We start from the raw sequence: 22,498 nt of genomic DNA on the forward strand, positions 1-22,498 counted from the left end.
CGCGCGAGCGGTTCCGAGGACTGGGGGCGCGATGAGGATCGCCTATCTGATCAACGACATGTACGGCATCGGCGGTACCGTGCGCACGGTCGCCAACCAGGCGGCCGCGTTGTCCGCCCGGCACGAGGTCGAGATCGTCTCGGTGTTCCGGCACCGTGCCGAGCCCGTCCTGCCCGTCCCGGCGCGTGTGAGGCTGCGCCCGCTGGTGGACGTGCGCGGACACGACGATCAGGCGGCCGGAGTGGACGGTCGCCCGCTGTACGAGGGGTCGGAACGGGCCGGGCTCCCCCCGCTGCTCTTCCCCGTGGAGGACGGCCGTGCGAGTACCCACAGCCGCCTGACCGACGACCGCCTGCGGGAGTACCTGGCGACCACCGACGCCGACGTGGTGGTGGGAACCCGTCCCGGGCTGAACGTGGTGATCGCGCGGGCCGCCCCCGGCCGGATCATCAAGGTCGGCCAGGAGCACCTCACGTACGAGCAGCACTCGGACGAGCTGCGCCGGGTCATGGCGGCCGAGTACCCCAACCTGGACGCGTTCGTCACTGTCACGGAGGCCGACGCGCGCACCTACGCGGCGCGGATGCCCCTGCCCGGGGTACGGCTGCTCTCCATCCCCAACTCGGTGCCCGCGCCCCCCTTCACCGTGAACGGGCACAACACGCGCACGATCGTCGCCGCGGGCAGGCTGGCCCCCAGCAAACGCCACGACCTCCTCGTACAGGCGTTCTCGATGGTCAGTGAGGAGTTCCCCGACTGGACGCTGCGGATCTACGGTCGGGGGAGCCGACGCGGAGCGCTCGGCAGGCTGGTGGGTTCCCTGGGGCTCCAGGACCGCGTCTGGTTGATGGGGCCGCATCCGAGGGTCGAGGAGGCGTGGGCCCAGGGAGCGTTCGCGGCGGTGACCTCCAGCGAGGAGCCCTTCGGGATGACCATCGTGGAGGCCATGCGGTCGGGCTTGCCGGTGGTGAGCACCAACTGCCCGCACGGTCCCGCGTCGATCATCCGGGACCACGAGGACGGTCTGCTGGTGCCTAACAAGTCGGCGCCGGGGATCGCCGAGGGCCTGGCCCGGCTCATGGGCGACGAGGCTCTGCGACTGCGCATGTCGCGGGCGGCGCTGACCGACTCCGAGCGCTTCGATCCGGCCAACGTGGTGCGTCTGCACGAGGAGCTGTTCTTCGACCTCGCGGGGATGGGCGCTCCGTCCCCGGCGGTTCCCGTCCTGCCCGCGCCCCGGACGGAGCCGCCGGTCTCCTGCCGGGCGGCGGTCGGCCCCGACGGGGTGACGGTGCTCTCGTTCGGCCCGGCGGAGCAGACTCCCGGCAGGGCGGGCGGGCGGGTCCCGCAGCTCGTGGTCCTTTCGAAGCCGGGGCGCAGGGTCGAACTGGTCCCGGACTCCGACGGCCGCGTGGTGGTGGACGCCTCCCGCACGGGTGAGGAGTCCTCCGACGTCGACGGACACCCCGGCGGCCTGGTCACCGGAGTCTGGCGGGTGTCCCGCGTGGACGACGGCGCGGAGGAGGCCGTGCGGGACGTGGAGATCCACCAGCACGGCTTCCCGCTGGCGCCCGAGCGGACCGGAGAGCTGTCGCTGGTCATCCCGGTCCGGTCCGCCAAGGGCCGTCTCGTGCTGCACGTGCGCCGTTCCGCGCACCACGCCGAGATCTCCCACGTGGAGGTCGCGGACGGGCTGATCACCGTGCAGGGCCGGGTTCTGGGGCGGCGGGTGCCCGACGCGCGCGCCCGGCTCGTGGTGCGGCTGCGGACCTCTCCGCAGACCCGTCGAGAGTTCCCCTCCGCGGTCGCGGCGGGAGGCGCGTTCACGGCCGTGATCTCCCCGGAGCTGGTGGTGCGGGGGCGTGAGGGCGACTCCGAGAAGTGGGAGATGCGGGTGGTCCTGTCGGACGGCACCGAGTACACGGTGGGCCGACACCTGTCCGGGGTGGTCGGTTACAAGAAGATCATCGAGTACGCGCCGCAACGGGTGCGCCCGGCCCGGGGCGTCGGCAGCCGGGTACGCCCGTACTACACGGTCAACGACCGGTTGGGGTTGCTGACGGCGCCGCTGGCGCCGTCGCTGCCGGTGGAACGGGCCCGGGTGCGGCCGATGGGCCGTCACGGCGACCAGTTGACGTTCGAGGTGTTCCTCGGCGGTGCGGTGCCCGAGGACACGAGCTTCGCGCTGGAGGTCGTGCGGGGAGGCGGTGCGGGCCAGCGGTACCCGTTGGAGGCCCTGCCCGCCCACCCGGGTCGGCGGGAGGGGCGGCTCGTGGGGGTGCTTCCGCTGTTGGAGCACGATGACCACCGGGGAGCGCCGGTGCGGCGGACCTCGTGGCAGGTGAGGTTGAAGGCGGGGCCGGCGGGTGCCCTCGCGAAACTGGGCGCCAAGGCCGTTCCGGCCCTGACCGCCCGCCGGTGGAGCCGAGGTGCCTACGTGCGCTCGGTGACCGTCTCGCCCCTGGACTCGGGTGACCTCAGGATCACCGTCGCCGACGTGCACGTGGTGGAGGCCGTCAGCCGACGCGTCCACTGAGATCGTCGACGGGGTACGCGCGGGGCACCGGCGGGTCACGCACCCCGGCCTCGACATCCGCGCACACACCGCTACAGTTCCCCTCATGAACGCACACGGCGTGACACGGCGGTGGGGCACCCTGGTGGTGCCCCTGGTGGCCGTGGTCGTGCTGTGCTTCCTGTGCGCCCTGTGCTACCCGGGGGCCGGTCCGTCCGGCGAGGGCCGGGGCGGGGTCGCCGTGGAGTGGTCGGTGGCCTCCGGTTCCCCCGAGGAGCCCGCACTCTCGCACGCCTGCCCCACCCCGGACGAGCGCGGGCTGCTGACCGCGCCGCCACTGCTCGCCCTCGGGTCGGCCCTGGTCCTGTGCGTGCCCGTGATGCCCCAGATCGGGCCCTCCCGGCGCCGCGCCCGCGAGGGTCCCGCGGCGCCGCACGGCTGCCGTCTGCTCACCCTCCTCTGCGTCCAGCGGGTCTAGGAGTACCGAAGAGCCCCTCCCCGCGCGGGGGCTCACACGCGTGCCCTCATTCTCAACGGACCACGGGAACCCTCAATGAGCAAGAACCTGATCATCACCCTCTGTCTCCTCTGCGTCGCCGTCCTCGGCATCGGCCTGCTCGTCTACCTGGACCGCGACGACGGGACCGGGGCGGCTCAGGGAGCCGCCGGACCGACCGCCCCCGGCGCCTCGCCGGAGGAACAGCCCACCGCCCCCGCCAGTGTGCTCGTGCGGGAGGACAGCCGCCATCTCGACCGGGTCGAGGACGCGGCCGTCACGGTGGTGGAGTTCCTCGACTTCGAGTGCGAGGCCTGCTTCGCCCAGTACGACACCATGGAGCAGATCCGCGAGGACTACGACGGCCGGATCAACATGGTGATCCGCTACTTCCCGCTGCCCGGGCACCTCAACTCCAGGCCGTCCGCCGCCGCCGTGGAGGCGGCCGCCCAGCAGGACGCCCTGGAGGAGATGTACCAGCGGATGTTCGAGACCCAGGGTGAGTGGGGCGAGTCCAGGCAGGACCAGAGCGAGGTGTTCGTGGGCTTCGCCGAGGACCTCGGCCTCGACATGGACGAGTTCGTCGCGACCATGGAGTCCGAGGAGACCGAGGAGCGGGTCCAGGCGGACTTCGACGACGGACTACTGCTCGGTGTGCAGGGCACCCCGACGATCTTCGTCAACGGCCGCCTCGCTCCCAGCATGCCGAGCTCCGAGGTCCTGTCCGCGATGATCGACTCGGAGCTGGGGTGAGGTCCGCGTCCGTGCGCGGCGCGGCGCCCGACGCCCCTCGCCCGCTGCCCGGGGCCGACACTCCGGTCATCAGCCGGGCCCTGCCGTGGTTGCTCCTGGTCGGCGGGCTGGTGGGCCTGGTCGCGGCGGGCGCGCTCCTGGTGGAGAAGATCCGTGTTCTGGCCGACCCCGAGCACGTGCCCGCGTGCAGTTTCAACCCGGTGCTGTCCTGCGGGACGGTGATGACGACACCGCAGGCCGAGGTGTTCGGGATGCCCAACCCGCTCGTCGGGGTGGCGTGCTTCGCCGTCGTCGCGGCCGTCGGGGCCGCCCTGCTCGCCCGCGCGGGCTCCGATTGGGAGGCGGACCCGGGTTTCCGGCGGTGGTTCTGGCTGGGCCTGCAGGCGGGGACGGTGTTCGGCGTGGTCTTCGTGCACTGGCTGATCTTCCAGAGCCTGTACCGGATCGGAGCGTTGTGCCCGTACTGCATGGTGGTGTGGGCGGTGATGATCCCGGTCTTCTGGTACGTCACGCTCCACAACCTCCGCTCGGGGCACCTTCCCGTGCCGATCGCGCTGCGTGCGCCCCTGGGGGTGCTGGCCCGCAACCACACGGTGGTGCTCACCGTGTGGGGCGTGGTGATCGCGAGCGCGATCGCCCAGGCCTTCTGGAGCTACTGGACGACGCTGGTGTAGCGCCCGGAACCCGCCGAGTGCGGGCGTCGCCGCGCGCGGCGGCGCCCGTTCCAGCGGGGACCATGTCCGGACCCGGGCGTACCGAGGCCGTCACCTGCGGTGACGGCGGTGGTCGTCCACAGGCCCCGGCCGCCGCCTTTACCCGCCCCGCCCGGGCGGGCTAAGCTGCGCCGGACAGGGGTGTGCGTGCGGCAGAAGGCGTGCCACCCCGCCGTCCCCGTGCGTCCACCCGTCCTCCTCTCGGAGACCGAACCCCCGGGACACCATGCGAAGGCCCCCCTCCTCCCCGGTACGCCGACACCGTCTCCTGGGACGCCGCGACGACGGACAGGCCAACGTCCTCCTGCTCTTCGGCATGACTCTGGGCCTGCTCGCCCTCACCGTGCTGTTCGTCCGCGTGGGTGCCGCCAACGACCTGCGCTCGCGGGCGCAGACCGCGGCCGACGCCGCCGTGCTCGCTGCCGTGGCGGGGTTGCGGGACCAGGCGGCCCGTGAGCTCGCCGACGGCGTGCACCCCATGCCCAGGTACGACGAGGAGGTCGCCGAGTCCCGGGCCCGGACCTACGCGCGCGACAACGGCGCCGTGCTCACCGACATCCGGGCCAGCGACAACGTCATGGGCCGCTTCGGCAACATCGTCCGGGTGGAGGTGCGCGGCGCCCTCTGCCAGAAGGAGCTGTCGGAGGACGGTACCCGCGCCTGGAACGACGTGGTGTGCGACGGTGAGGAGGACTCCGACGCGTCCTTCCGGGGCACGGCGGCGGCGATCGCGATCATCGACCTGTCCGCGGACTGCGGGCGGGACGACGACGGTCTGGTGTGCGACGGCCGGGCCGTCACCGACCAGGGCCAGGCCTCGGCCCTCTTCGACGTGCACCTCGTCGACCAGGAGGGCCGCTACCGGTTCGACCCGAACTCCGTCTTCGGCGGCGGCGCGATCACCGACTGCGGTTCCCTGGGCGGGCTGCACCCCCAGATGTGCGCCGCGCACGAGGCGCTCAACCGCGAGTTTCCCGGGTTCTACCTCAGTGCGGGCGGCTACCGGGACGAGAGCGGCAGCGACCACGGGTACGGCGAGGCGGTCGACTACATGATGGCCGAACCGGGGGGAACGCCGACCCCGGAGATGGACGCGACCGCCATCGAGGTGATCGACTTCCTGATCGCGAACGCCGGGGACCTCAACGTCAAGGGCATCATCTACGACCACCACATCTGGAGTCCCAGCAAGGACCTCCCGGGGCGGTGGATGGAGGTCAGGCGGCCGGCCAACAGGTTCTTCGACGACCCGACCCTGGACCACGTGGACCACATCCACCTGTCGGCGGGTCCGCCGCCGTTCCGGTGACCACGGAAGACGTCAGGGCCGAGGGGTTGTCCACAGGTCGCGTCCGGGGCTTGTCCGACGCGCTCCGGCCGCCGAACCTGGACGTATGACGCGAGACCGACGCGCTCCCTCTGGTCCTTCTCCGCTCTTCCCGCTCCCACGTGCCGCTCCCCGGCCGCGCGGGGCCCGTCCGCAGCCCCCGCCAGCGCGGAGCTCGCCGCTGTCCGGCCCCCTCCCCGACCACGACCTCCTGTTACGCACCCTGCGCCCGGTCCTGGCGGGACTGTCGCCGGACGCGGTGGCCTTCGGCCGAACGGCGGCCTACGTCTGGGGCGTGGACCTGCACCCGCGCGGCACCTCCGTGACCCGGGAGCGACCGCACGTGGCGCTGCCCCCGGGAGTCGCGGGCGCCGCCCGCGCCGGGGTCGTGGCGCACCGTCAGTACGTGCCCGAGACCGAGCGCGACCGGGTTCGGGGGGTGCGGGTGACCGCACGGGCGCGGACGGCCCTGGACGTGGCCGCGCTGTCCGTGTCGCTGTACGCCGCCACCGCCGCGCTGGACCGCTTCCTCGCGCTGCGGGTCACCACCGCCGAACGGTTGCGCGCGGCCGCGTTGTCGCACCCCCGGGCCTCCCGGGGCAAAACTGAGGCGGGCACTGGGTCTGGCGGACGGGCGCAGCCAGTCCCCCGCCGAGAGCTGGACCCGTGTGTTGCTGGACCAGGCGGGCCTGCCCCGGCCGCTGCCGCAGTGCCCGGTCCCCACTGTCGAGGGTGACTTCAGGGCCGACCTGGGGTGGCCCGCCTACCGAGTGGCGGTGGAGTACGACAGCGCGGCCCACCACTCGCTTCCCGCCGACCGCGCCCGCGACCGGTTCCGGCACGGGGCGATGCGGGCGGAGGGGTGGACCGTGATCCCGATCGGTGTGCACGACCTGTGCGCCCGTCCGGCGGCGTTCCTGCGCGAGCTGGTGGCGGCGCTCACCGAAGGGGGCTGGTCGGCGTCGCCCGAACGGACCGCCCGGGTCTGGCGGGCGGTTCACGGTGTCGAGCGCCGTCCCCCGCGCCTGGGGTAGGTTCCGCGGGCCGCCCGGTACGGCCACGGGCGGGCGGCGCCCCGGCGGCACCGAGGTGGACGAGGCCCGTTCGTCGTCGGTGCGGGCGATGATGTTCGCCCGCCCCCGAACAGAGCGGTGCGTTACGGCGTCGTACTCCGCGTAGGCGGTACCACCCATCACCGAGCCGCAGAATCGAGGCGTTGTCAGTGTCGACGTCGTTGCCGTCCACGGAGCAGGAGCCGGAGGACACCGCCCCCGGGCGTGCCGACTGGCTGTTGAGCCTGCTTGTGGCCCTGGCGTGTCTGGCCACGGTCGCCAGCGGCTGGGGCGTGGCCCGGCTGACGCTGGACGAGGATGCGGCCGCGCCCTCCGCGACCGACCCGGGCGGACCGGAGTCCTCGGTGATGCGCGCCGTCGACGCCGACCCCTCGGACCCGGAGGTGTTCCTCGAACTGGCGGTCAGGGAGGTGCGGAACGCCCCCGCGTTCCACGTCAGTTACACGCGGACCGTCGGGGGCGAGGAGCCCGTCCGGGGGTGGGCCCGGCACGAGCCCGCCTCCGACACCACGTTCGAGCACTACTTCGAGTCCGCCGACGGCGTGCGGGTCTACCGCTACGATCTGCCGGGCACCGGTTTCATGATCAACGCCGACCAGGGGCTGCCCGGGATGACCGTGCTGGACCTGCCCACCAGGGCCGACCAGCGGCTGTGCTCGGAGGAGTTCGTCCTGGGCCTCCTGGGAGACCTGGTGGACACCGCGACCGGGGTGGAGCTGCTGGGAACGGAGGAGGTCCGGCTTCCCGAGAGCACGCGGGAGGTGGGGGCCAGTACCCACACCGCCTACCGGTACGCGGGGACCTTCGCGACGGTCGCGGGCGACTACCTGCCCGAGACCGGCCGCAACGTCCTGATCGAGGTCCCCGAGGCCCGGTTCGACCTCTGGCTGGACGAGTCCGGACATCCCCGAAGACTCGCGTACACCGCGCTGAACGGGTTCGGTGAGACCTACGACTTCCACCCCGTGGACCCGTGAGTCCGTGTCGGTCCCGGCCGCCCGGACGGAGCGGTCAGTCGGTTCCGGCCCCGCTCATCACCAGTTCCGGAACGTTGACGGTGTCGTCGAGCTCGTAGGCGTAGGGAGGGTCGGGCACGGTGCCGCGCGGCTCGGGCTGGGCCGAGTCGACCAGCAGGTTGTCGCGGGTGACCGCGTTGCCCGGCTCGTCGGACCCGGTGGACACCGAGACCGGGGTGTTCTCGAAGTAGTTTCCCTCGACCAGCACCTGGGAGCCGAAGGAGGTTCGTACGCCGTACTCGGAGACGGCGCGGAAGTAGTTGTTGAACACGTGGACGTGTTCGGCGTTGAGGGCGCTGGGATGGCTCTCGGAGGTGCCGTCGAAGAAGTTGTGGTGCACGGTCACGCGCAGCGCTCCTGGCGCGTCGTCCTCTCCCCCGACGGTGATCGCGGACTCGGCGTCCGTGAAGTGGTTCCAGGAGAGGGTGACGTGGTCGGCGCCTTCGGCCACGGTGACCAGGGCGTGGTCACCGCCGCCGGAGAAGGTGGAACCGTCGACCCACACGTGGTGGGAGCCGCCCCGGACCGCGACCGCGGAGCCCGGGGAGTCCATGCCCAGGTTGGCCAGGATGACGTTGTCGGAGCCGTCCACGACCAGGCCGCCGCCGGTGAGCTCGACGCCCTCCCCCACGCCCAGGAGGGTCTTGTCCGAGGCGACCCGTACGCTGCCGTCGAGGTCGATCTCGCCCTCCACCTCCACGACCAGGGGTTCCTCGGCCTCCAGGTACTCCGCGAGCTGGTCGGCGTCGGCAGCGGTCACCGTCTCGCCCGCCGCCCCTCCGGTCACGCCCGGATACTCGTCCGGGGCGTCCTCGGCGGGGTCGGCGTCGGCCTCGTCGCCGGTGTCCTCGTCGGCGTCGGTGTCGCCGGTGTCCTCGTCACCGCTGTCCCCCTCCGTCTCCTCCTCGTCGGCGGGGGCGGCCGCCATGGGCTGGCCCGCCCAGCCGACGGGGGCGCCGAAGGGCCATGCGTCGTCGCTGTCCGGCGGCGCGCTGGACTCGTCGGCCTCACCGGTGTCGGTATCCAGGGCGGCGCCGACGGGGGGTTCGGCGGTGTCGTCCGTGTCCTCCTCCTGACGCGAGCAGGAGGAGAGGGCCACGCACAACAGGACCGCCAGGCATGCGGCGGCGAGAGGGTGGGGTCGCATCGGGAACTTTCCAACGAGCGGGGCGGGGGGAGGTGTCGGGCTCCACCGATTCTCTCAGGCGGCGGGAGACACCGGACACACCGGCCGTGCGCTCCGGGGCCGGTTCCGGATACGCGCGAGGGCGCCGACCCCCTCCGAAGGGGGCCGACGCCCTCACTGTCACGTTTCGCGAACACTCACCGTGCTCGTGCGGGTGTGACGACTAGTCCTCCTTCTTGGCCCAGCCGATGTCCTCGTACACGTAGTCCGAGGCCAGGCCGAACTCACCCCAGTTGTGCAGGTCCTCGTTCAGGGCCCACAGACCCGGACGCTCGAACATCGGGATGGTCACGACCTCCTCCCACAGAAGGCGGTCGATCTCGTTGGCCAGCTCGGCGTAGCGCTCGGGGTCGGTCTCCGACATGAGCTCGTCGAACTTCCCGTCGATCTCCTCGCTGGAGGTGCGGGCGAGGTTGTTGCCCCACTCGCCGTCCGCGTTGGGCATGCCGTAGTTGCCCTTGCTGCCGCCCGCGTAGGGGTCGGTGCCGGTGAGGACGTAGCTGGCCATCTCGTAGTTGCCGGGGATGACGTACTCGGGGAAGAGCGCGTTGCCGGGGACCTGCTGGACCACGACCTCGACGCCGATCTCGGCGAGCATCTCGCTGGCGATGTCACCCTCGTCCTGGGCGACGGCGAGGTCGTCGGAGACGACCCAGTCGAGGGTCAGGGAGTCGCCGTCCTCGTTGGTGCGGACGGTCTCGCCCTCATCGAGGGTCCAGCCGGCCGAGTCCAGGAGCTCCTGGGCGGTCGCCTGGTCGTACTCGCCGTAGCCCTCGCTGTTGTCCTGGTAGCCGAACTGGCTGGAGCGGAGCAGACGGTTGACCTCACCCGTGATGGGCCAGTTCACCGCCTCCAGGCTGACCTGGGACAGGACGTCGGTGTCGATACCGAGGGAGATCGCCCGACGAACGCGGACGTCCTCCAGGCGCGGGCTGCCGCCGTTCAGCGAGATGAACCGGTGACCGTGGTTGACGGCCTCGGTGAGGTAGGTGCCCTCACGGTCCTTGATCAGCTCGTAGCCAGCGGCGTCATAGCCGAGGTAGAAGCCGTCGACCTCGCCGTTGTTGAAGGCCGGGGCCTGGGCGTCGCTGCCCATGGAGTCGAAGATGATCTCGTCCAGCAGGGCCGGGGTGCCCCACCAGTCCTCGTTCTTCGTGACCGTGATGCGCTCGGAGACGTCGTCGAACTCCACGTCGCCGAAGGGGCCCGCGGTGACCGGGTAGGCCTTGCTGTACCCCTCCTCGAACAGCTCCTCGTCCTCCATGTACTCCGCGGGGTACAGGGGGCTGAAGAGACCGGGCCACTCGGAGTAGGGCTCCTCGAACTTCAGGCTGAAGTTGAGGTCGTCCTCGATGACGAACTCGTCGACGCGGTCGTAACCGACGGTGGAGCCGACCTGGAAGTCGCCGTCGCGCTGACCGGAGCGGGTGATCCAGTTGGCCTCGTAGTCCTCCGAGGTGATGGGCTCACCGTCGGACCAGACCGCGTCGGGGTTGAGCTCGTAGTAGACCTCGAGGCCGTCGTCGCTGACGCCGTAGTCGAGGACGTAGTCGGTGAGCGGCTCGTTGGTGCCGTCGGCGCCGAAACGGCTCGTGCGCGGCAGGACCGCGGCGGCGGTGCGGCGCACGTTGGCCAGGTTGCCGTTCGTGTGCGCCATGTTGTGCTGCTCGGCGTACTCGTTGAGGGCCCACACGAAGGTGCCGCCCTCCTGTAGGTCCTCGCGGGGCGCCGGGTTCAGGTCCTCGGCGGCCAGTGCCGCGACGCGCTCCTGGGCGTCCTCGTTGCTGTCGCCGTCACCGCTCGCGCAGGCGCTGGCGAGCAGCACCACGGCGGCGGCGGGTGCGAGGTACCGCGCCTTCCCGATTCGCATGGGGATCTTCCTTCTGTGAGTGTCGGCCAGCGCGCGGGGCGGCGCTGGCCTCGTGCCCGTGTCGGGCCGCGGGTCCGTCAGAGGACGTCCTGTCGCTCCGCGAAGTGACAGGCGGCCCCCTGGTCTCCACCGTTGGTGGGCTGGATCAGCGGTTCGACGCTCATGCACTGCTCCTGGTCGGACTCCGAGAGCGTGATGAACTTCTGGCACCTGGTCCGGAACCTGCAACCCGAAGGCGGGTTGGCGGGGCTGGGCAGGTCACCGTCCAAGACGATGTGCGTGCGTGCGCGTTCCTTCTCGGGGTCGGGGATGGGGATCGCGGACAGCAGCGCCTGGGTGTAGGGGTGGGCGGGCCGGGTGTAGATCGACGTGGTGTCGCCGATCTCCACGATCCGGCCGAGGTACATGACCGCGACCCGGTCGGCGATGTGCCGGACCACGGACAGGTCGTGCGCCACGAACAGGTAGGCGAGGCCGAGCTTGGCCTGCAGCTCTTCGAGCAGGTTGACGACGCCGGCCTGGATCGAGACGTCCAGGGCGGACACCGGTTCGTCGAGTACGAGCAGCTTCGGCTCCAGGGCCAGGGCCCGGGCGATACCGATGCGCTGGCGCTGCCCGCCGGAGAACTCGGACGGGAACCGTGTCGCGTGCTCGACGTTGAGGCCGACCAGCTGAATGAGCTCGTAGACCCGCCTGGTGGTCTCCGCCGTGGGGACGCCGTGGGCGCGCAGGGGTTCGGCGATGATGTCGAAGACCGGCATGCGCGGGTCCAGGGAGCTCATCGGGTCCTGGAAGACGATCTGCATGTCGCGTCGCAGGTCGAACCGTTCGCGCTTGCCGAGCTTGGCCGTCGGCCGGCCCATGACCTCGACCGAGCCGCGCTGCGGTTTCTCCAACCCCATGATCTCCATGAGGGTGGAGGACTTGCCGCAACCGGACTCGCCGACCAGGGCGAGGGTCTCGCCCTCGCGGATGTCGAAGCTCACCCCGTCGACCGCGTACACGGTGCCGACGCGGCGCTTGAAGACGGCGCCCTTCATCAGCGGGTGGTGCTTGATGAGGTCGTCGACCCGGAGCATCTCCGTGCGGTCCTCGCGGGGAACGGAGGTGGCCTCCGCCTCGGGGATGTCGGGGACCGGGTAGATGTCGCGGGCGGTCCACTCGTTGGTGTGGATCTCCCCCGAGCGGATGCAGGCGACCCTGCGCACCCCGGTGTCCTGCACCGAGTCGGGCTCGGGTACGGGCTGGTCGGAAACGTCCCCACCCGTCTCGGCGGCCGACGCCCTGTCCCGGATCTCCTCCGTGGAGGGTTGGTCCCCGATGGTGAGCAGCTCCGGCTCGGCGAGGTCGCACTCCGGCTGCGCGATGGGGCAGCGGGGGGCGAACGGGCAGCCGGGCGGCAGGGCGCTCAGGGAGGGCGGGTTGCCCTTGATGGGCACCAGGGCGCCCTGGCGCTCCAGGTCCATGCGGGGGACCGCGCCCAGCAGACCCATCGTGTAGGGCATGCGGCTCTGGTAGTAGATCTCGTCGACGCTGCCGATCTCCACGGGGCGCCCCGCGTACATGACCAGGACCCGGTCGACGAACCCCGCCACGACGCCGAGGTCGTGGGTGATCATGACGATCGCGGCGCCGGTCTCGGCCTGCGCGGTGCGCAGGAGGTCGAGGATCTGCGCCTGGATGGTGACGTCCAGGGCGGTGGTGGGCTCGTCGCAGATGATCACGTCGGGGTTGTTGGCCATCGCCATGGCGATCATGACCCGCTGGCGCATGCCGCCGGAGAACTCGTGCGGGAACGAGCGGTGGCGCTGCGCGGCGTTGGGGATGCCGACGAGTTCGAGCAGCTCCACGGCGCGGGCGTTGGCCTTGGCCTTGCCCGCCTTGGGATCGTGGACCAGGACGGCCTCGGCGAGCTGGTCGCCGACCGTGTACACGGGGGTGAGCCCGGACAGGGGGTCCTGGAAGACCATGGAGATGACCTTGCCGCGTTTCCTGGCCATGGTGCGGTCGTCCAGGCCGAGGATCTCCTCCCCGTGCAGGCGCACGGAGCCGGTGACCTTGGCGTGGTCGGGCAGCAGGCCCATCGCGGCCATGGAGGAGACGGACTTTCCGGAGCCGGACTCGCCCACGATGCCGAGGACCTCGCCCCGGTGGACGGCGTAGCTGACGCCGCGTACGGCGTGGACGTCGGGGTTGCCCCCGAGCCCCTGGAAGGTGACGTTGAGGTCGGTGATCTCCAGGACCGGGGTCCCGGACGTCGGTTCGTCGGTGCGGCCCTCGGTGGCCTCGACCGTGTTGGTGCTCATGTGTGTGCCCTCCCCTAGGACCGACGCGACTTGGAATGCGGGTCGAGGGCGTCGCGCAGGCCGTCCCCGATCATGTTGACGGCCAGGACCAGGACGACCAGCAGGATCGTCGGGAACGCGAAGACCCAGGGCGCGGTGGTGGCGTACGGAGCGCCGGCGGCGATGACCACGCCGAGGCTGACGTCGGGTGACTGGACGCCCAGACCGAAGTAGCTCAGGGCGGTCTCGCCGATGATCGCGGTGCTGACCATGATGGTGGCGTCGGCGATGAGCAGCGACGACATGTTCGGCAGGATGTGGCGCAGGATGATCTTGTGGGGGGGCACGCCCATGAAGCGGGCGGCGTGGATGTACTCCCGCTCCCGCAGCGAGATGGTCAGTCCGCGCACCATCTTGGAGGTGACCATCCAGCTGAAGGCGGCGAGCAGGATGACCAGGATGAACCAGCCGCCCTGTCCGACGAACTGGCTGGACAGGATCGCCAGGATGACGAAGCTGGGCAGCACCAGGGCGAGGTCGGCGATCCACATGAGGGCGCGGTCGGTGAACCCGCCGAAGTAACCGGCGAACGAGCCGACCAGCGCGGCGATGACCGTGGAGCCGATGGCCACGAGGAAGCCGATGAGCAGGGACTTCTGGAGACCGGCGGCGGAGCGCGTGAAGATGTCCTGGCCGGTGTGGTTCGTGCCGAACCAGTGGTCGGGCGAGATGCCCTCGAGGCGCGCGGTGAAGTCGCGTTCGCTGACGCCCCACTGGCTGATCACCGGGCCGAGGAAGGCGAGGGCGGCCAGCAGTCCGATCAGGACGAGTCCGACGATGACCCGCCGGGTTGCGAGGAGCTGGCGGACGATGTCCCTGGCCCGGTTGGGTGCCGGGGGCACCGCGGGGGCGTCGTTGACCTCGCGCTCCTCCGGGGAGCGCGTGCTGTCTTCGGTCGTACTCATGACGTGGTCTCCAGCTGGGCGGACGCGACGGGACGCGGAGGTTTCGTGGTGGTGCCGGGCGCGGTGGGGTCCCCGGCCCGGGGAGCGGGGGTGTGCGTCATGGTCACACCCGCACTCTCGGGTCGAGCCAGGCGTAGAGGATGTCGGAGAGGAAGGACGCGGCCATGATCGTGATCGCCATGAACCAGGAGACCGCCGCGACGACGTGCACGTCCTGTCGGGCGATGGAGTCGATCAGCCAGGCGCCCATGCCGTGCCAGCCGTAGATCTTCTCGGTGAAGGTCGCGCCGGACACCAGGGCACCGAAGGTGAAGGTGAAGTAGGTGATCGTGGGGATGAGGGCCGTGCGCAGGGCGTGCTTGAACAGGGCCCGGCGCCGGGTGAGCCCCTTCGCCATGGCGGTCCGCACGAAATCGGCGCCGAGCACGTCGAGCATCATGTTGCGCTGGTACCGGGCGAAGGCCGCGAACAGCGCGATCGTGAGCACGAGGGTCGGTAGCAGTGCGTGGTAGACGCGGTTGAGGAGGAGTTCGTACCACGCCCCGCTGAAGCCGGCCGTGTACTCGCCGGAGTAGCGCAGGAACTGGAAGCCGAGGAGGTCGTTGATGCTCACGGCGCCGACCTGCACCACGATCGCGATGACGACGGTGGGGACGGACAACACGAAGAAGGAGGCCGCGGTGGCCGCCTTGTCGAAGCTCCGGTACTGGCGGATGGCGGCGTAGGCGCCGACCACGATGCCGAGGACGCTTCCGAGGATGGTGGCGACCGTGATGAGGCGCAGGGTGACCCCGGCCTTCATCCACATCTGGGAGGCGACGTCGCCGCCCTGGATGGTCTTGCCGAAGTCGCCGGTGAAGACTCCGGAGATCCAGGTCGCGTAGCGCTGGGCGATCGGGGTCTGGTCGTTGAGGTTGAGCGCGTCGAGCTGGGCGTTGACCGCCTCGGGGGACGGTGGCGGCTGCATCTGCTCGAAGTACCCGCGCGGATACAGGTTGGTGGCGGCGAGCACGTAGGCGAAACTCGTCGCGAGCAGAATCAGCACGACGTAGTTCAGCAGCCGCCTGGCCAGGAACTTGCCCAAAACTATCTCCGAACCTCACAGCCGAGCCCGGCACTTGATCTGTCTAGATCGGTTGCGGGTGACCAACACGGGGAGTGACGCGGGGAGGGCGGGGTTCGTACGCTCCGGTCGGTTAGCCCGGGTAAGCGTTCAAGCTCTGCCGACACCGCGGGGATCACCCCCAGTGACTGCCGAAACACACGGTCTTCCAGTTCACGTTCAGTGACCGGAATGTCAAGATTCTGAGGGGTCATGAGACACTTGCCGGTAACCGACGCATCAAGAAAGGACAACGGTGGCGATTTGGGCACCAAGTTCTCGCGCAATTGTCAAGATTGACACCCAACGGAGCCACATCACTCCATTGCGTTACGAGAACTCTGTGAACTGCGCAAACGAAGGCAGTCACGCCCCGCCGCGTCAACGTTGTTTACCGAAAGCAGTCCCTCCCGACACCGCGTCACGCGTTTGAGGAACGCTCGCAACACCCGGGAAACAATCCCACCCCGCCCGCATCGTCAACCTCGGGAACAATCCTCGAAATCCGTCACTCCGGGTGACGAAACGCGCGATCGGGAACTCGGGCCACCCACCCCTGGAGGCCAAGATTGGTCACCGTGGGCAACGGTCGTTAACTGGGACTAAGTACCAAACCCGCGCGAGACTTACGTACGGGCCCGTCCGTACCCTCCACGACCTGCACGGATTCGAGTGAGACGGCCGACACCGGTGGTCGGACACGCGGTACCAACGAGGCCGCCGAACCAGAACGCACCGCACCCCACCACGTCCCGCACGAGCGCGCCGCGTCACCGGCGACCGCGAGGCCGGTCCACATCAGAGGCCCCACCGGGGCCGCACCGTGGCGGCGCCGCCACGACAACAGGTGCGGAACGGTGAGCACGGCGGCCGCGGCCAGCGCCCCGAGGCCCGGCGCCACCGTCTTCGCGACCGCGCCCCCGCGCCCGGCCGCCGCCGAACGCCGACGGGACCGGAGCGCCGCCCCGCCCACGGCCACCGCCGCGGTCAGCGGCCAGTGCGTCGTGCGGGCGAACCGCGCCGCCTCCCCCGAGGTCCGCGCGAGGTCCGCCGCCACGGGGCCCAGTGTGTGCCGGACCGGCACCCCGGTGTCCCGGGCCAACCGCTCGGCGACGACCATGGCCGCGAGCCCGTACACCGCCAGGCCCGCCACGGGCCGACCCAACAGCGCGAGGCCCAGACCGAGCACGCCGGACACGGGAAGTTCGGGGCCGCTCCCCCTTCCGCCGTGCTGGCGCGCCAGCGCGCCCACCGTGGCCCCCACCTCGAACCGGGAGCTCAGGTAGGGGCCCAGCCGGGTGCGCGGTGGGACGTACACACGCGACCGGGGCTCGTACCGCACCGACCATCCCCGCTCGCACAGGCGCCGCAGCAGCTCGACGGCGGTCGCCGGACCCGGATCGGGACCGGGTGCGGCAGGGCCCCTGCGCAGGAGCAGCGCGGGCGGGGGTGCGTGCGCCTCGGCCGCACCGAAGGCGTCGATCCGCGCGGGGTCGGGGCCCCGGTCGGCCGCCGACGCGTCGAGGGAGGCGACGGACATCCCGAGGGGGCCGCTGAGTACGCGTTCGGACAGGACCCTGGGGACCACCGCGGCGACGGCGGGGTCCGCGAAGTGGCCGAGGGCGGCGGCGAGCCAGCCCGGAGCGGGCCGGGCCCCGGCCTCCAACAGGGCCACCACCGGGGTGTCATCGGCCCCGAGCGCCGCTTCCAGGGCCTCGGCGTCGGTCAGCGGCCCCGGGACCACGGACAGGCCCCGGGCCCGGGCCACGCGTGCGCCCAGACAGGTGGTGCCCACCACCCGCGGACGAAGGTTCGGGTGTTCGTTCCCGAGGTGGTCCAGCGTGGACTCCAGGTCGTCGTGGCGACCGCCTCCGACCACGACGACCCGCACCTCGGGAACGGGGACGCGGGCCGAGGGGCGTGGGTGGGCCAGCCCCACCTCCACCAGCGCGCGGGCGATCCCGCGTTCACCGGGGCTGTCGGGCGCGGCGCCGCTGAGCCAGCGGATGACCGCGCTGACGCCCTCGGGTGACAGTCGCAGGGCACTCGGCGGTGAACCGCCGACCAGGACGTGGCCCTCGTCGGCGAGGCGGACGGAGCGGTCGATCTCGATACCGAGGCCCACGGGCAGAGGGGCGGGGGCGGGGGCGGCCATGCGGTCCAGCCTGTCGGGTGACCCACACCACGCGCAAGACCGGAGCAAGGAGGAAAATTCGGGAAGTCTTCACCACATCGTTATCGCCCCTTGAACGTCCCCGGGGGCCGCCGATCCACCGCGGTCCCACCCCCGAACGGGCCCACCGACCGACCCGGCGCCCTCTTTGGGCAGCTCAGAGGGGGCTACCCTGTCCGAACCAGGTCGGCCGAGTCGCCAAGGAGGCACGGAGCGTATGCTGAACGCGAACAGGCCCTTCAGTGTCGTAGGGCACACCCCCCACACATGACCATCCTCCACGGCCCGCCCCCGGCCACGCCACCGAACCGTGTGAAGCCGCACGGCCTCTCGCTCGCACGCAGCCGTCCCCGTGCCGCGTCCCCAGCGGCACCGAGCCGTGTCCCCCTGCCCCGTGGGCGTCGCCCCGTGTCCGCCTACCGCGCCGTGACCCGTTCCGGGCATGGACGCGACCAGGGCCAGGCGCCGGTTCGGCCCTGCCCGCGAACACACACCAACGGGGAGTGAACCCACTTGTGTGAGACCGCAGCCCCTCGTCCAGTACCCGCGCACACGCTTCCGGCGGTGTCGGACCCTCTCCACCGTCCCCAACGCCCGGCCAGTCCCATGGAAGAGACCAGCAGCTCCCCCGTCGAGACCGCCGCCGAGGACCGTTCCGCGCGGCGGCGCTTTCCCGGCCTGCCCAGCCAGATCGCCTACGCGCGCAGGTTCGTCGCGCGACAGCTGGCCGTCTCACCCGAGGTCACCACGGCGACGCTGCTGACCAGCGAGCTCGCCACCAACGCCATCACGCACAGTGACTCCGGCCGGTCCACCGGGAAGTTCGAGGTGTGCGTGCGGCACGCGCCGGGGTGGGCGCGGGTCGAGGTGCGCGACCTCGGCAGCACGACGGAGGCGCCCGCCCCCCAGCACCGGGACCCCTACGACACGGCCGAACACGGCCGGGGGCTGGATCTGGTGGAGGCGCTCGCCGCGAAGTGGGGGACGGAACCACGCCATGACGGCCGGGGCCGCCAGGTGTGGTTCGAGCTGGTGTGGGACGCCGACGACCGGGAGGCCGACCCGCACGGGTGAGGGTCGGTCCGCGTCGGGGCCGGTGCGCCGACCTGTCGGGGCGCGTGTGGTCCTACTCCTCCGCCGTTCCCGTGGGGGTGCCCGTGTTCACACCGGAGCCCGTGGCGGGCAGCCGGTAGCGCTCGTAGAGTTCGCGCGCGTAGTCCTTGGCCTCCTGGGAGGGCTCGTCCCCGAGTTCGTCGCGAACGAGGTCGTCCAGGCTCTTCTTCGCATCATCCATGTGAGGAAGCCTGCCTGGACTGCGCGGATAGCACAAATCGACAGCCCGGTGACAGAGAGGAAAGTCCCGAAAGTCCTACACAACAGGGCCTCTAGCTACGGATGTGCGGTCGTTCCGCGACATTGGGGCCGGGGTCGGCAGGAGCCTCGGCGGCCCTGTCGGCTCGCGTCACCTCCGCGCACCCCTGATCGCGGGACGGTCGATCCCCCGAACGGTGCCGAGGGTGACTCTACCCCCGAGTCGGTGCCCGCATCCCGCGAACGGCGTCGGCGGCTCGGTACCGACGACGGGGGGTGCCCCGCGCGCGGTTCGCGCGCGGGGCACCCCCTGATCGGTCCGAACGGTCGCTATCCGCCCTGGACCGCGTCCTGCTTCGGCGGGACCTCGCCGGCCTCGCCCTCGGCGGTGGAGCCGTTGCTCGGGGCGTTGTCGGCCGCCCGCGCCTCGGCGCGGGACCGGCGCTTGGCGGCGCGCCGGTCGCGACGGTCGGCCGCCCGGGCCTCCCGGCGCAGACGGCGCACCTCCACCAGCTGGTAGAGGACCGGAACCAGGATGAGCGTGAGCACGGTCGAGGTGACCAGCCCGCCGATCACCACGAGGGCGACCGGGGCGGAGACGAACGCTCCGCCGCCCGCCAGACCCGTGGCCATCGGGACGAGCGCGGCAATCGTGCCGACCGCGGTCATCAGGATGGGGCGCAGACGGTGCCGGGACCCCTCGACGATGGCCTCTCCGAGGTCCATCCCCTTCTTACGGTTCTGGTTGATCAGGTCCATCAGCACGATGGCGTTGGTGATCACGATGCCGATGAGCATCAGCATGCCGATCAGGGCCGCCGCGCCGATCGGCGTACCGGTCAGCATCAGCAGACCCAGCGAACCGGTGGCGGCGAACGGGACCGAGATCAGCAGCATCAGCGGCTGCATCAGGCTCTTGAACGTCGCGACCATCGTCAGGTAGCAGATGACGATCGCGGCGAGCAGCGCCAGTCCCAGCTGGGCGAAGCCCTCGGTCTGGTCCTGGCTGACACCGCCGAGGCTGGCGGAGGCACCAGAGGGCAGGTCCAGGCCGTCCAGGGCCTGGGTGATGGCGACGCTGACCGCCCCGAGGTCGCTGGCGGTCGGGTTGGCCGACACCGTGGTGCTCGTGACCCCGTCGATGCGGGTGAGCTCCGGCGGCTGCTCGACCTCGGTGACCTCGGCCACGTCGCGCAGCTCGATCTCCTGCCCGGTGGGCGTGGCGATCGGCAGCCTCTCCAGCTCCGCCACCGTCGCGGGGGCGTCCTGGACCAGGACGACCACGTCCCGGCGGAGGTGCTCGATGGTGGCGTGGCCGACGTTGCGGCCGTTGAAGGCGGCGGAGACGGTCTGGCCGACCATCGTCTCGTTGAGGCCGTACTCGGCGGCGTCCTCTCCGTCGACGTGGACCTCCAGCGCGGGCTGCGACTGGGAGATCCCACTGGTGACGTCGTCCGCGCCGTCGATCCCGCGCAGCTCCTCCTCGATCATCCCGGCCGCCTCGACCAGGGTGTCCTGGTCCTCGGCGGTCACACGGACCTCGATGCCCGACCCGCCCATGCCGCCGGTGGAGTCCAGGCGCGGCTCGTACTCGGTGTCGAGGTCGGCGAAGGTGTCCCTCAGGACGTCGCGGTTGCGGATCTGGTCGGTGCCGGGGTCGGCCGTGATCGTGTAGTCGATCCGGTCGGCCGCGCCGCCGCCCATCATCGGGTTGCCCCCGATGTTGACCTGGTAGGTCTCGATCCAGGCCATCCCCGCCAGGGCCGCCTCGACCTTGACGGCCTCGGCGTCCGCGGCCTCCAGGGACATGCCCGGTTCGAGCTCCTGGATGACGGTGTAGGTGTTCTCCTCGGCCTCGCCCAGCCAGTCGGTCTCGGAGTTGGCGGCCATCACGAGGGTGCCGCCGAAGATCGCCACCGACGCGGCGAGCGTCACCACCGTGGCGGTCCTGCGCTTGGTCGTGATCCACCGGATGATCGGCAGGTAGGCGCGCTGGAGCGGTGTGCGCATCTCGCGTTCGTGGGCGGCGCGCTCGATCTCCTCGCGGCTGGCGTCCCCGACCTCGGCGGGTCGCAGGAACCAGTAGCACAGGACCGGGGTGATGGTCAGGGCGACGAGGAGCGAACCGGCCAGGGCCAGGCTGCTGGTGACCGCGAACGGCATGAAGATCTCGCCGACCATGCCGCCGACGAAGGCCAACGGCAGGAACACGGCGATGGTCGCGAAGGACGAGGAGGCCACGGCGGTGGCGACCTCGCGGACGCCGTCCTTGACGGCGGCCATCCGCTCCTTGCCGTAGTCCATGTGTCGGCGGATGTTCTCCAGGACGACGATGGAGTCGTCCACCACCCGGCCGATCGCGATGGTGATCGCGGCGAGGGTGAGCATGTTCAGGGTGAACCCGAACGCCTGCATACCGATGAAGGCCACCAGGACCGACACCGGGATCGACACCGCGACCACCAGGGTGGAGCGGATGGACAGCATGAAGACGAGGATCACGATGACCGAGGCGGCCAGGCCGTAGGCCCCGGCCTCGAACATGTCGGTGATCGAGTCGTTGATGAAGGGCGCCTGGTCGAAGACGACGGTCAGGGAGATGTCGTCGCCGAGCAGGTCGGCCTGCTGGTCGAGCACGTCCTGGACGCCGTCGGAGATCTCGACGGTGTTGCCGTCCGGCGTCGCCATGACCATGAGCGCGACGCTGGGGTCGCCGTCCAGGCGGGCGATCGAGGAGGCGTCCTCGGTCACCATCGCGACGTCGGCGACCTCGGACAGGCGTACGGGAGAGGGCGCGGCCGCGGGCGGTGCGCCCGGCATCGCGGTGGACGGGTCGGCTCCCAGGGAGGGCCGCACCCACACGTCCTCGATCTCCTGGAGGCTCGTGAGCTGGTCACCGGTGGTGACGCTCAGGCTGCGACCGTCCTCGTCGATGCTGCCGCCCGCCATGAGCAGGCCGCTGGCCTCCAGGGCGTCGGACACGTCCTGGACGGTGGCCCCGGCGTCGTCGAGCTCGTCCTCGTCCGGGGTGACCTCGACGCGCTGCTCGGGGACGCCGGAGAGGTTGGCCGAGCGCACGCCCGGCACCGACTCCAGTTCGGGGATGAGGACGTTCTCGATGGAGGAGGCCATCGACTGCTCGTCGCCGTTGCCGGTGCTCGCCGCCAGCATCATCACCGGCATCATGTCCATGCTCAGGGCCATGACGGAGGTGGAGACGTCGTCGGGGAGCAGTCCGGAGATCTGGTCGACGGCGACCTGGGTCTCGCGGACCAGGGCGTCCTGGTCACGGCCGTAGTCGAACTCGGCCATGATCTGCGCGGACCCGGTGGTGGAGGTCGAGGTGACGGTGTTGACGCCCTCCACCCCCTGCAGGGCCTGTTCGAGGGGCTCGGTGACCTGTCCCTCGACCACCTGCGGGGTGGCGCCCTGGTACTGGGCCGAGACCATCACCATCGGCAGGGACATCTCGGGGAAGAGCTCTCGCTTGGCCGACACCGCCGCGAGGACACCGAAGAGCAGGACGGCCAGGGTGATGAGGAGGACCAGTGCCCGGTTGCCGAGCGACACGACCGAAAGGCGGTTCACGCGTTCGTCCCTTCCGCCGGGTGGGCGTGGCGCGCCCCGGTCAGGGGGTGCTCCGCACGCGGGGCCGTGGGGGCCTGTCTGGACATGAGAGGTGATCGCTCCTAGCTCGCCGTGGGTGGGACGGT

General features: G+C 71.1%; 16 protein-coding genes. 8 read left to right on the top strand and 8 right to left on the bottom strand.

Annotated features, from left to right (window positions below; all coding sequences use genetic code 11):
• Positions 1-31 precede the first annotated feature (31 nt).
• The 7 genes from ACFYL4_RS02430 to ACFYL4_RS02460 all read left to right on the top strand — a co-directional run bounded on the left by ACFYL4_RS02430 (position 32) and on the right by ACFYL4_RS02460 (position 7,854).
• On the top strand, positions 32-2,536 hold the full coding sequence (locus tag ACFYL4_RS02430; RefSeq protein WP_387515823.1) for a glycosyltransferase family 4 protein: 2,505 nt from the start codon (positions 32-34) through the stop codon (positions 2,534-2,536).
• Between the two features lie 85 nt (positions 2,537-2,621).
• Positions 2,622-2,993 carry a hypothetical protein gene (locus tag ACFYL4_RS02435; RefSeq protein ID WP_357769263.1) on the top strand — a complete coding sequence of 124 codons (372 nt, stop codon included), beginning with the start codon at positions 2,622-2,624 and terminating at the stop codon, positions 2,991-2,993.
• A gap of 75 nt (positions 2,994-3,068) precedes the next feature.
• Positions 3,069-3,764: a thioredoxin domain-containing protein gene (locus ACFYL4_RS02440; RefSeq protein ID WP_357769264.1), complete on the top strand. Its 696-nt coding sequence runs from the start codon at positions 3,069-3,071 to the stop codon at positions 3,762-3,764.
• A complete protein-coding gene (locus ACFYL4_RS02445) occupies positions 3,761-4,438 on the top strand; it encodes a vitamin K epoxide reductase family protein (protein ID WP_387515825.1) in 678 nt (225 codons plus the stop codon). Before ACFYL4_RS02440 ends, ACFYL4_RS02445 begins: the two co-directional genes overlap by 4 nt.
• 265 nt (positions 4,439-4,703) lie before the next feature.
• Entirely contained in the window at positions 4,704-5,786 is a 1,083-nt protein-coding gene (locus tag ACFYL4_RS02450; protein WP_357769268.1) for a pilus assembly protein TadG-related protein, read from the top strand.
• A 686-nt stretch (positions 5,787-6,472) separates the two neighbouring features.
• A complete protein-coding gene (locus ACFYL4_RS02455) occupies positions 6,473-6,838 on the top strand; it encodes an endonuclease domain-containing protein (RefSeq protein WP_387515827.1) in 366 nt (121 codons plus the stop codon).
• Positions 6,839-7,026: 188 nt separating this feature from the next.
• The gene (locus tag ACFYL4_RS02460; protein ID WP_387515981.1) at positions 7,027-7,854 is read left to right on the top strand and encodes a hypothetical protein; all 828 of its coding nucleotides are present in this window, start codon (positions 7,027-7,029) and stop codon (positions 7,852-7,854) included.
• A gap of 34 nt (positions 7,855-7,888) precedes the next feature.
• Here ACFYL4_RS02460 and ACFYL4_RS02465 read toward each other — a convergent pair whose 3' ends face one another.
• The 6 genes from ACFYL4_RS02465 to ACFYL4_RS02490 all read right to left on the bottom strand — a co-directional run bounded on the left by ACFYL4_RS02465 (position 7,889) and on the right by ACFYL4_RS02490 (position 17,456).
• Complete coding sequence (locus ACFYL4_RS02465) at positions 7,889-9,040, bottom strand: right-handed parallel beta-helix repeat-containing protein (protein ID WP_387515829.1); 1,152 nt, start codon at positions 9,038-9,040, stop codon at positions 7,889-7,891.
• A gap of 202 nt (positions 9,041-9,242) precedes the next feature.
• Positions 9,243-10,949 (bottom strand): ABC transporter family substrate-binding protein, encoded by a 1,707-nt coding sequence (locus ACFYL4_RS02470; protein WP_387515831.1) that lies wholly within the window; start codon positions 10,947-10,949, stop codon positions 9,243-9,245.
• Between the two features lie 77 nt (positions 10,950-11,026).
• On the bottom strand, positions 11,027-13,255 hold the full coding sequence (locus ACFYL4_RS02475) for a dipeptide ABC transporter ATP-binding protein (RefSeq protein ID WP_387515833.1): 2,229 nt from the start codon (positions 13,253-13,255) through the stop codon (positions 11,027-11,029).
• Positions 13,256-13,269: 14 nt separating this feature from the next.
• Complete coding sequence (locus tag ACFYL4_RS02480; RefSeq protein ID WP_387515835.1) at positions 13,270-14,199, bottom strand: ABC transporter permease; 930 nt, start codon at positions 14,197-14,199, stop codon at positions 13,270-13,272.
• A gap of 103 nt (positions 14,200-14,302) precedes the next feature.
• Positions 14,303-15,283 (bottom strand): ABC transporter permease, encoded by a 981-nt coding sequence (locus ACFYL4_RS02485; protein ID WP_357769277.1) that lies wholly within the window; start codon positions 15,281-15,283, stop codon positions 14,303-14,305.
• A 610-nt stretch (positions 15,284-15,893) separates the two neighbouring features.
• Positions 15,894-17,456, bottom strand: a complete 1,563-nt coding sequence (locus ACFYL4_RS02490) for a family 2 glycosyl transferase (protein ID WP_357769278.1) — start codon at positions 17,454-17,456, stop codon at positions 15,894-15,896.
• Between the two features lie 624 nt (positions 17,457-18,080).
• On the opposite strand from ACFYL4_RS02490, the gene ACFYL4_RS02495 reads away from it, so the two are divergent.
• Entirely contained in the window at positions 18,081-18,548 is a 468-nt protein-coding gene (locus tag ACFYL4_RS02495) for an ATP-binding protein (protein WP_357769280.1), read from the top strand.
• Positions 18,549-18,600: 52 nt separating this feature from the next.
• Here the strand turns inward: ACFYL4_RS02495 and ACFYL4_RS02500 are convergent, their stop codons facing one another.
• Positions 18,601-18,768: a hypothetical protein gene (locus tag ACFYL4_RS02500; RefSeq protein WP_357769282.1), complete on the bottom strand. Its 168-nt coding sequence runs from the start codon at positions 18,766-18,768 to the stop codon at positions 18,601-18,603.
• 347 nt (positions 18,769-19,115) lie between these two features.
• Positions 19,116-22,373, bottom strand: a complete 3,258-nt coding sequence (locus ACFYL4_RS02505; protein WP_387515838.1) for an efflux RND transporter permease subunit — start codon at positions 22,371-22,373, stop codon at positions 19,116-19,118.
• Between the last annotated feature and the right edge of the window lie 125 nt (positions 22,374-22,498).

The sequence above is a fragment of the Nocardiopsis sp. NPDC006938 genome, assembly GCF_042869555.1.
Lineage (GTDB): Bacteria > Actinomycetota > Actinomycetes > Streptosporangiales > Streptosporangiaceae > Nocardiopsis.

Excerpts from the sequence above, each read along its gene's own strand:
- ACFYL4_RS02430 (WP_387515823.1), top strand. The coding sequence starts at position 32 with ATGAGGATCGCCTATCTGATCAACGACATGTACGGCATCGGCGGTACC.
- ACFYL4_RS02435 (WP_357769263.1), top strand. The coding sequence starts at position 2,622 with ATGAACGCACACGGCGTGACACGGCGGTGGGGCACCCTGGTGGTGCCC.
- ACFYL4_RS02440 (WP_357769264.1), top strand. The coding sequence starts at position 3,069 with ATGAGCAAGAACCTGATCATCACCCTCTGTCTCCTCTGCGTCGCCGTC.
- ACFYL4_RS02450 (WP_357769268.1), top strand. The coding sequence starts at position 4,704 with ATGCGAAGGCCCCCCTCCTCCCCGGTACGCCGACACCGTCTCCTGGGA.
- ACFYL4_RS02465 (WP_387515829.1), bottom strand. The coding sequence starts at position 9,040 with ATGCGACCCCACCCTCTCGCCGCCGCATGCCTGGCGGTCCTGTTGTGC.
- ACFYL4_RS02470 (WP_387515831.1), bottom strand. The coding sequence starts at position 10,949 with ATGCGAATCGGGAAGGCGCGGTACCTCGCACCCGCCGCCGCCGTGGTG.
- ACFYL4_RS02475 (WP_387515833.1), bottom strand. The coding sequence starts at position 13,255 with ATGAGCACCAACACGGTCGAGGCCACCGAGGGCCGCACCGACGAACCG.
- ACFYL4_RS02480 (WP_387515835.1), bottom strand. The coding sequence starts at position 14,199 with ATGAGTACGACCGAAGACAGCACGCGCTCCCCGGAGGAGCGCGAGGTC.
- ACFYL4_RS02490 (WP_357769278.1), bottom strand. The coding sequence starts at position 17,456 with ATGGCCGCCCCCGCCCCCGCCCCTCTGCCCGTGGGCCTCGGTATCGAG.
- ACFYL4_RS02495 (WP_357769280.1), top strand. The coding sequence starts at position 18,081 with ATGGAAGAGACCAGCAGCTCCCCCGTCGAGACCGCCGCCGAGGACCGT.
- ACFYL4_RS02500 (WP_357769282.1), bottom strand. The coding sequence starts at position 18,768 with ATGGATGATGCGAAGAAGAGCCTGGACGACCTCGTTCGCGACGAACTC.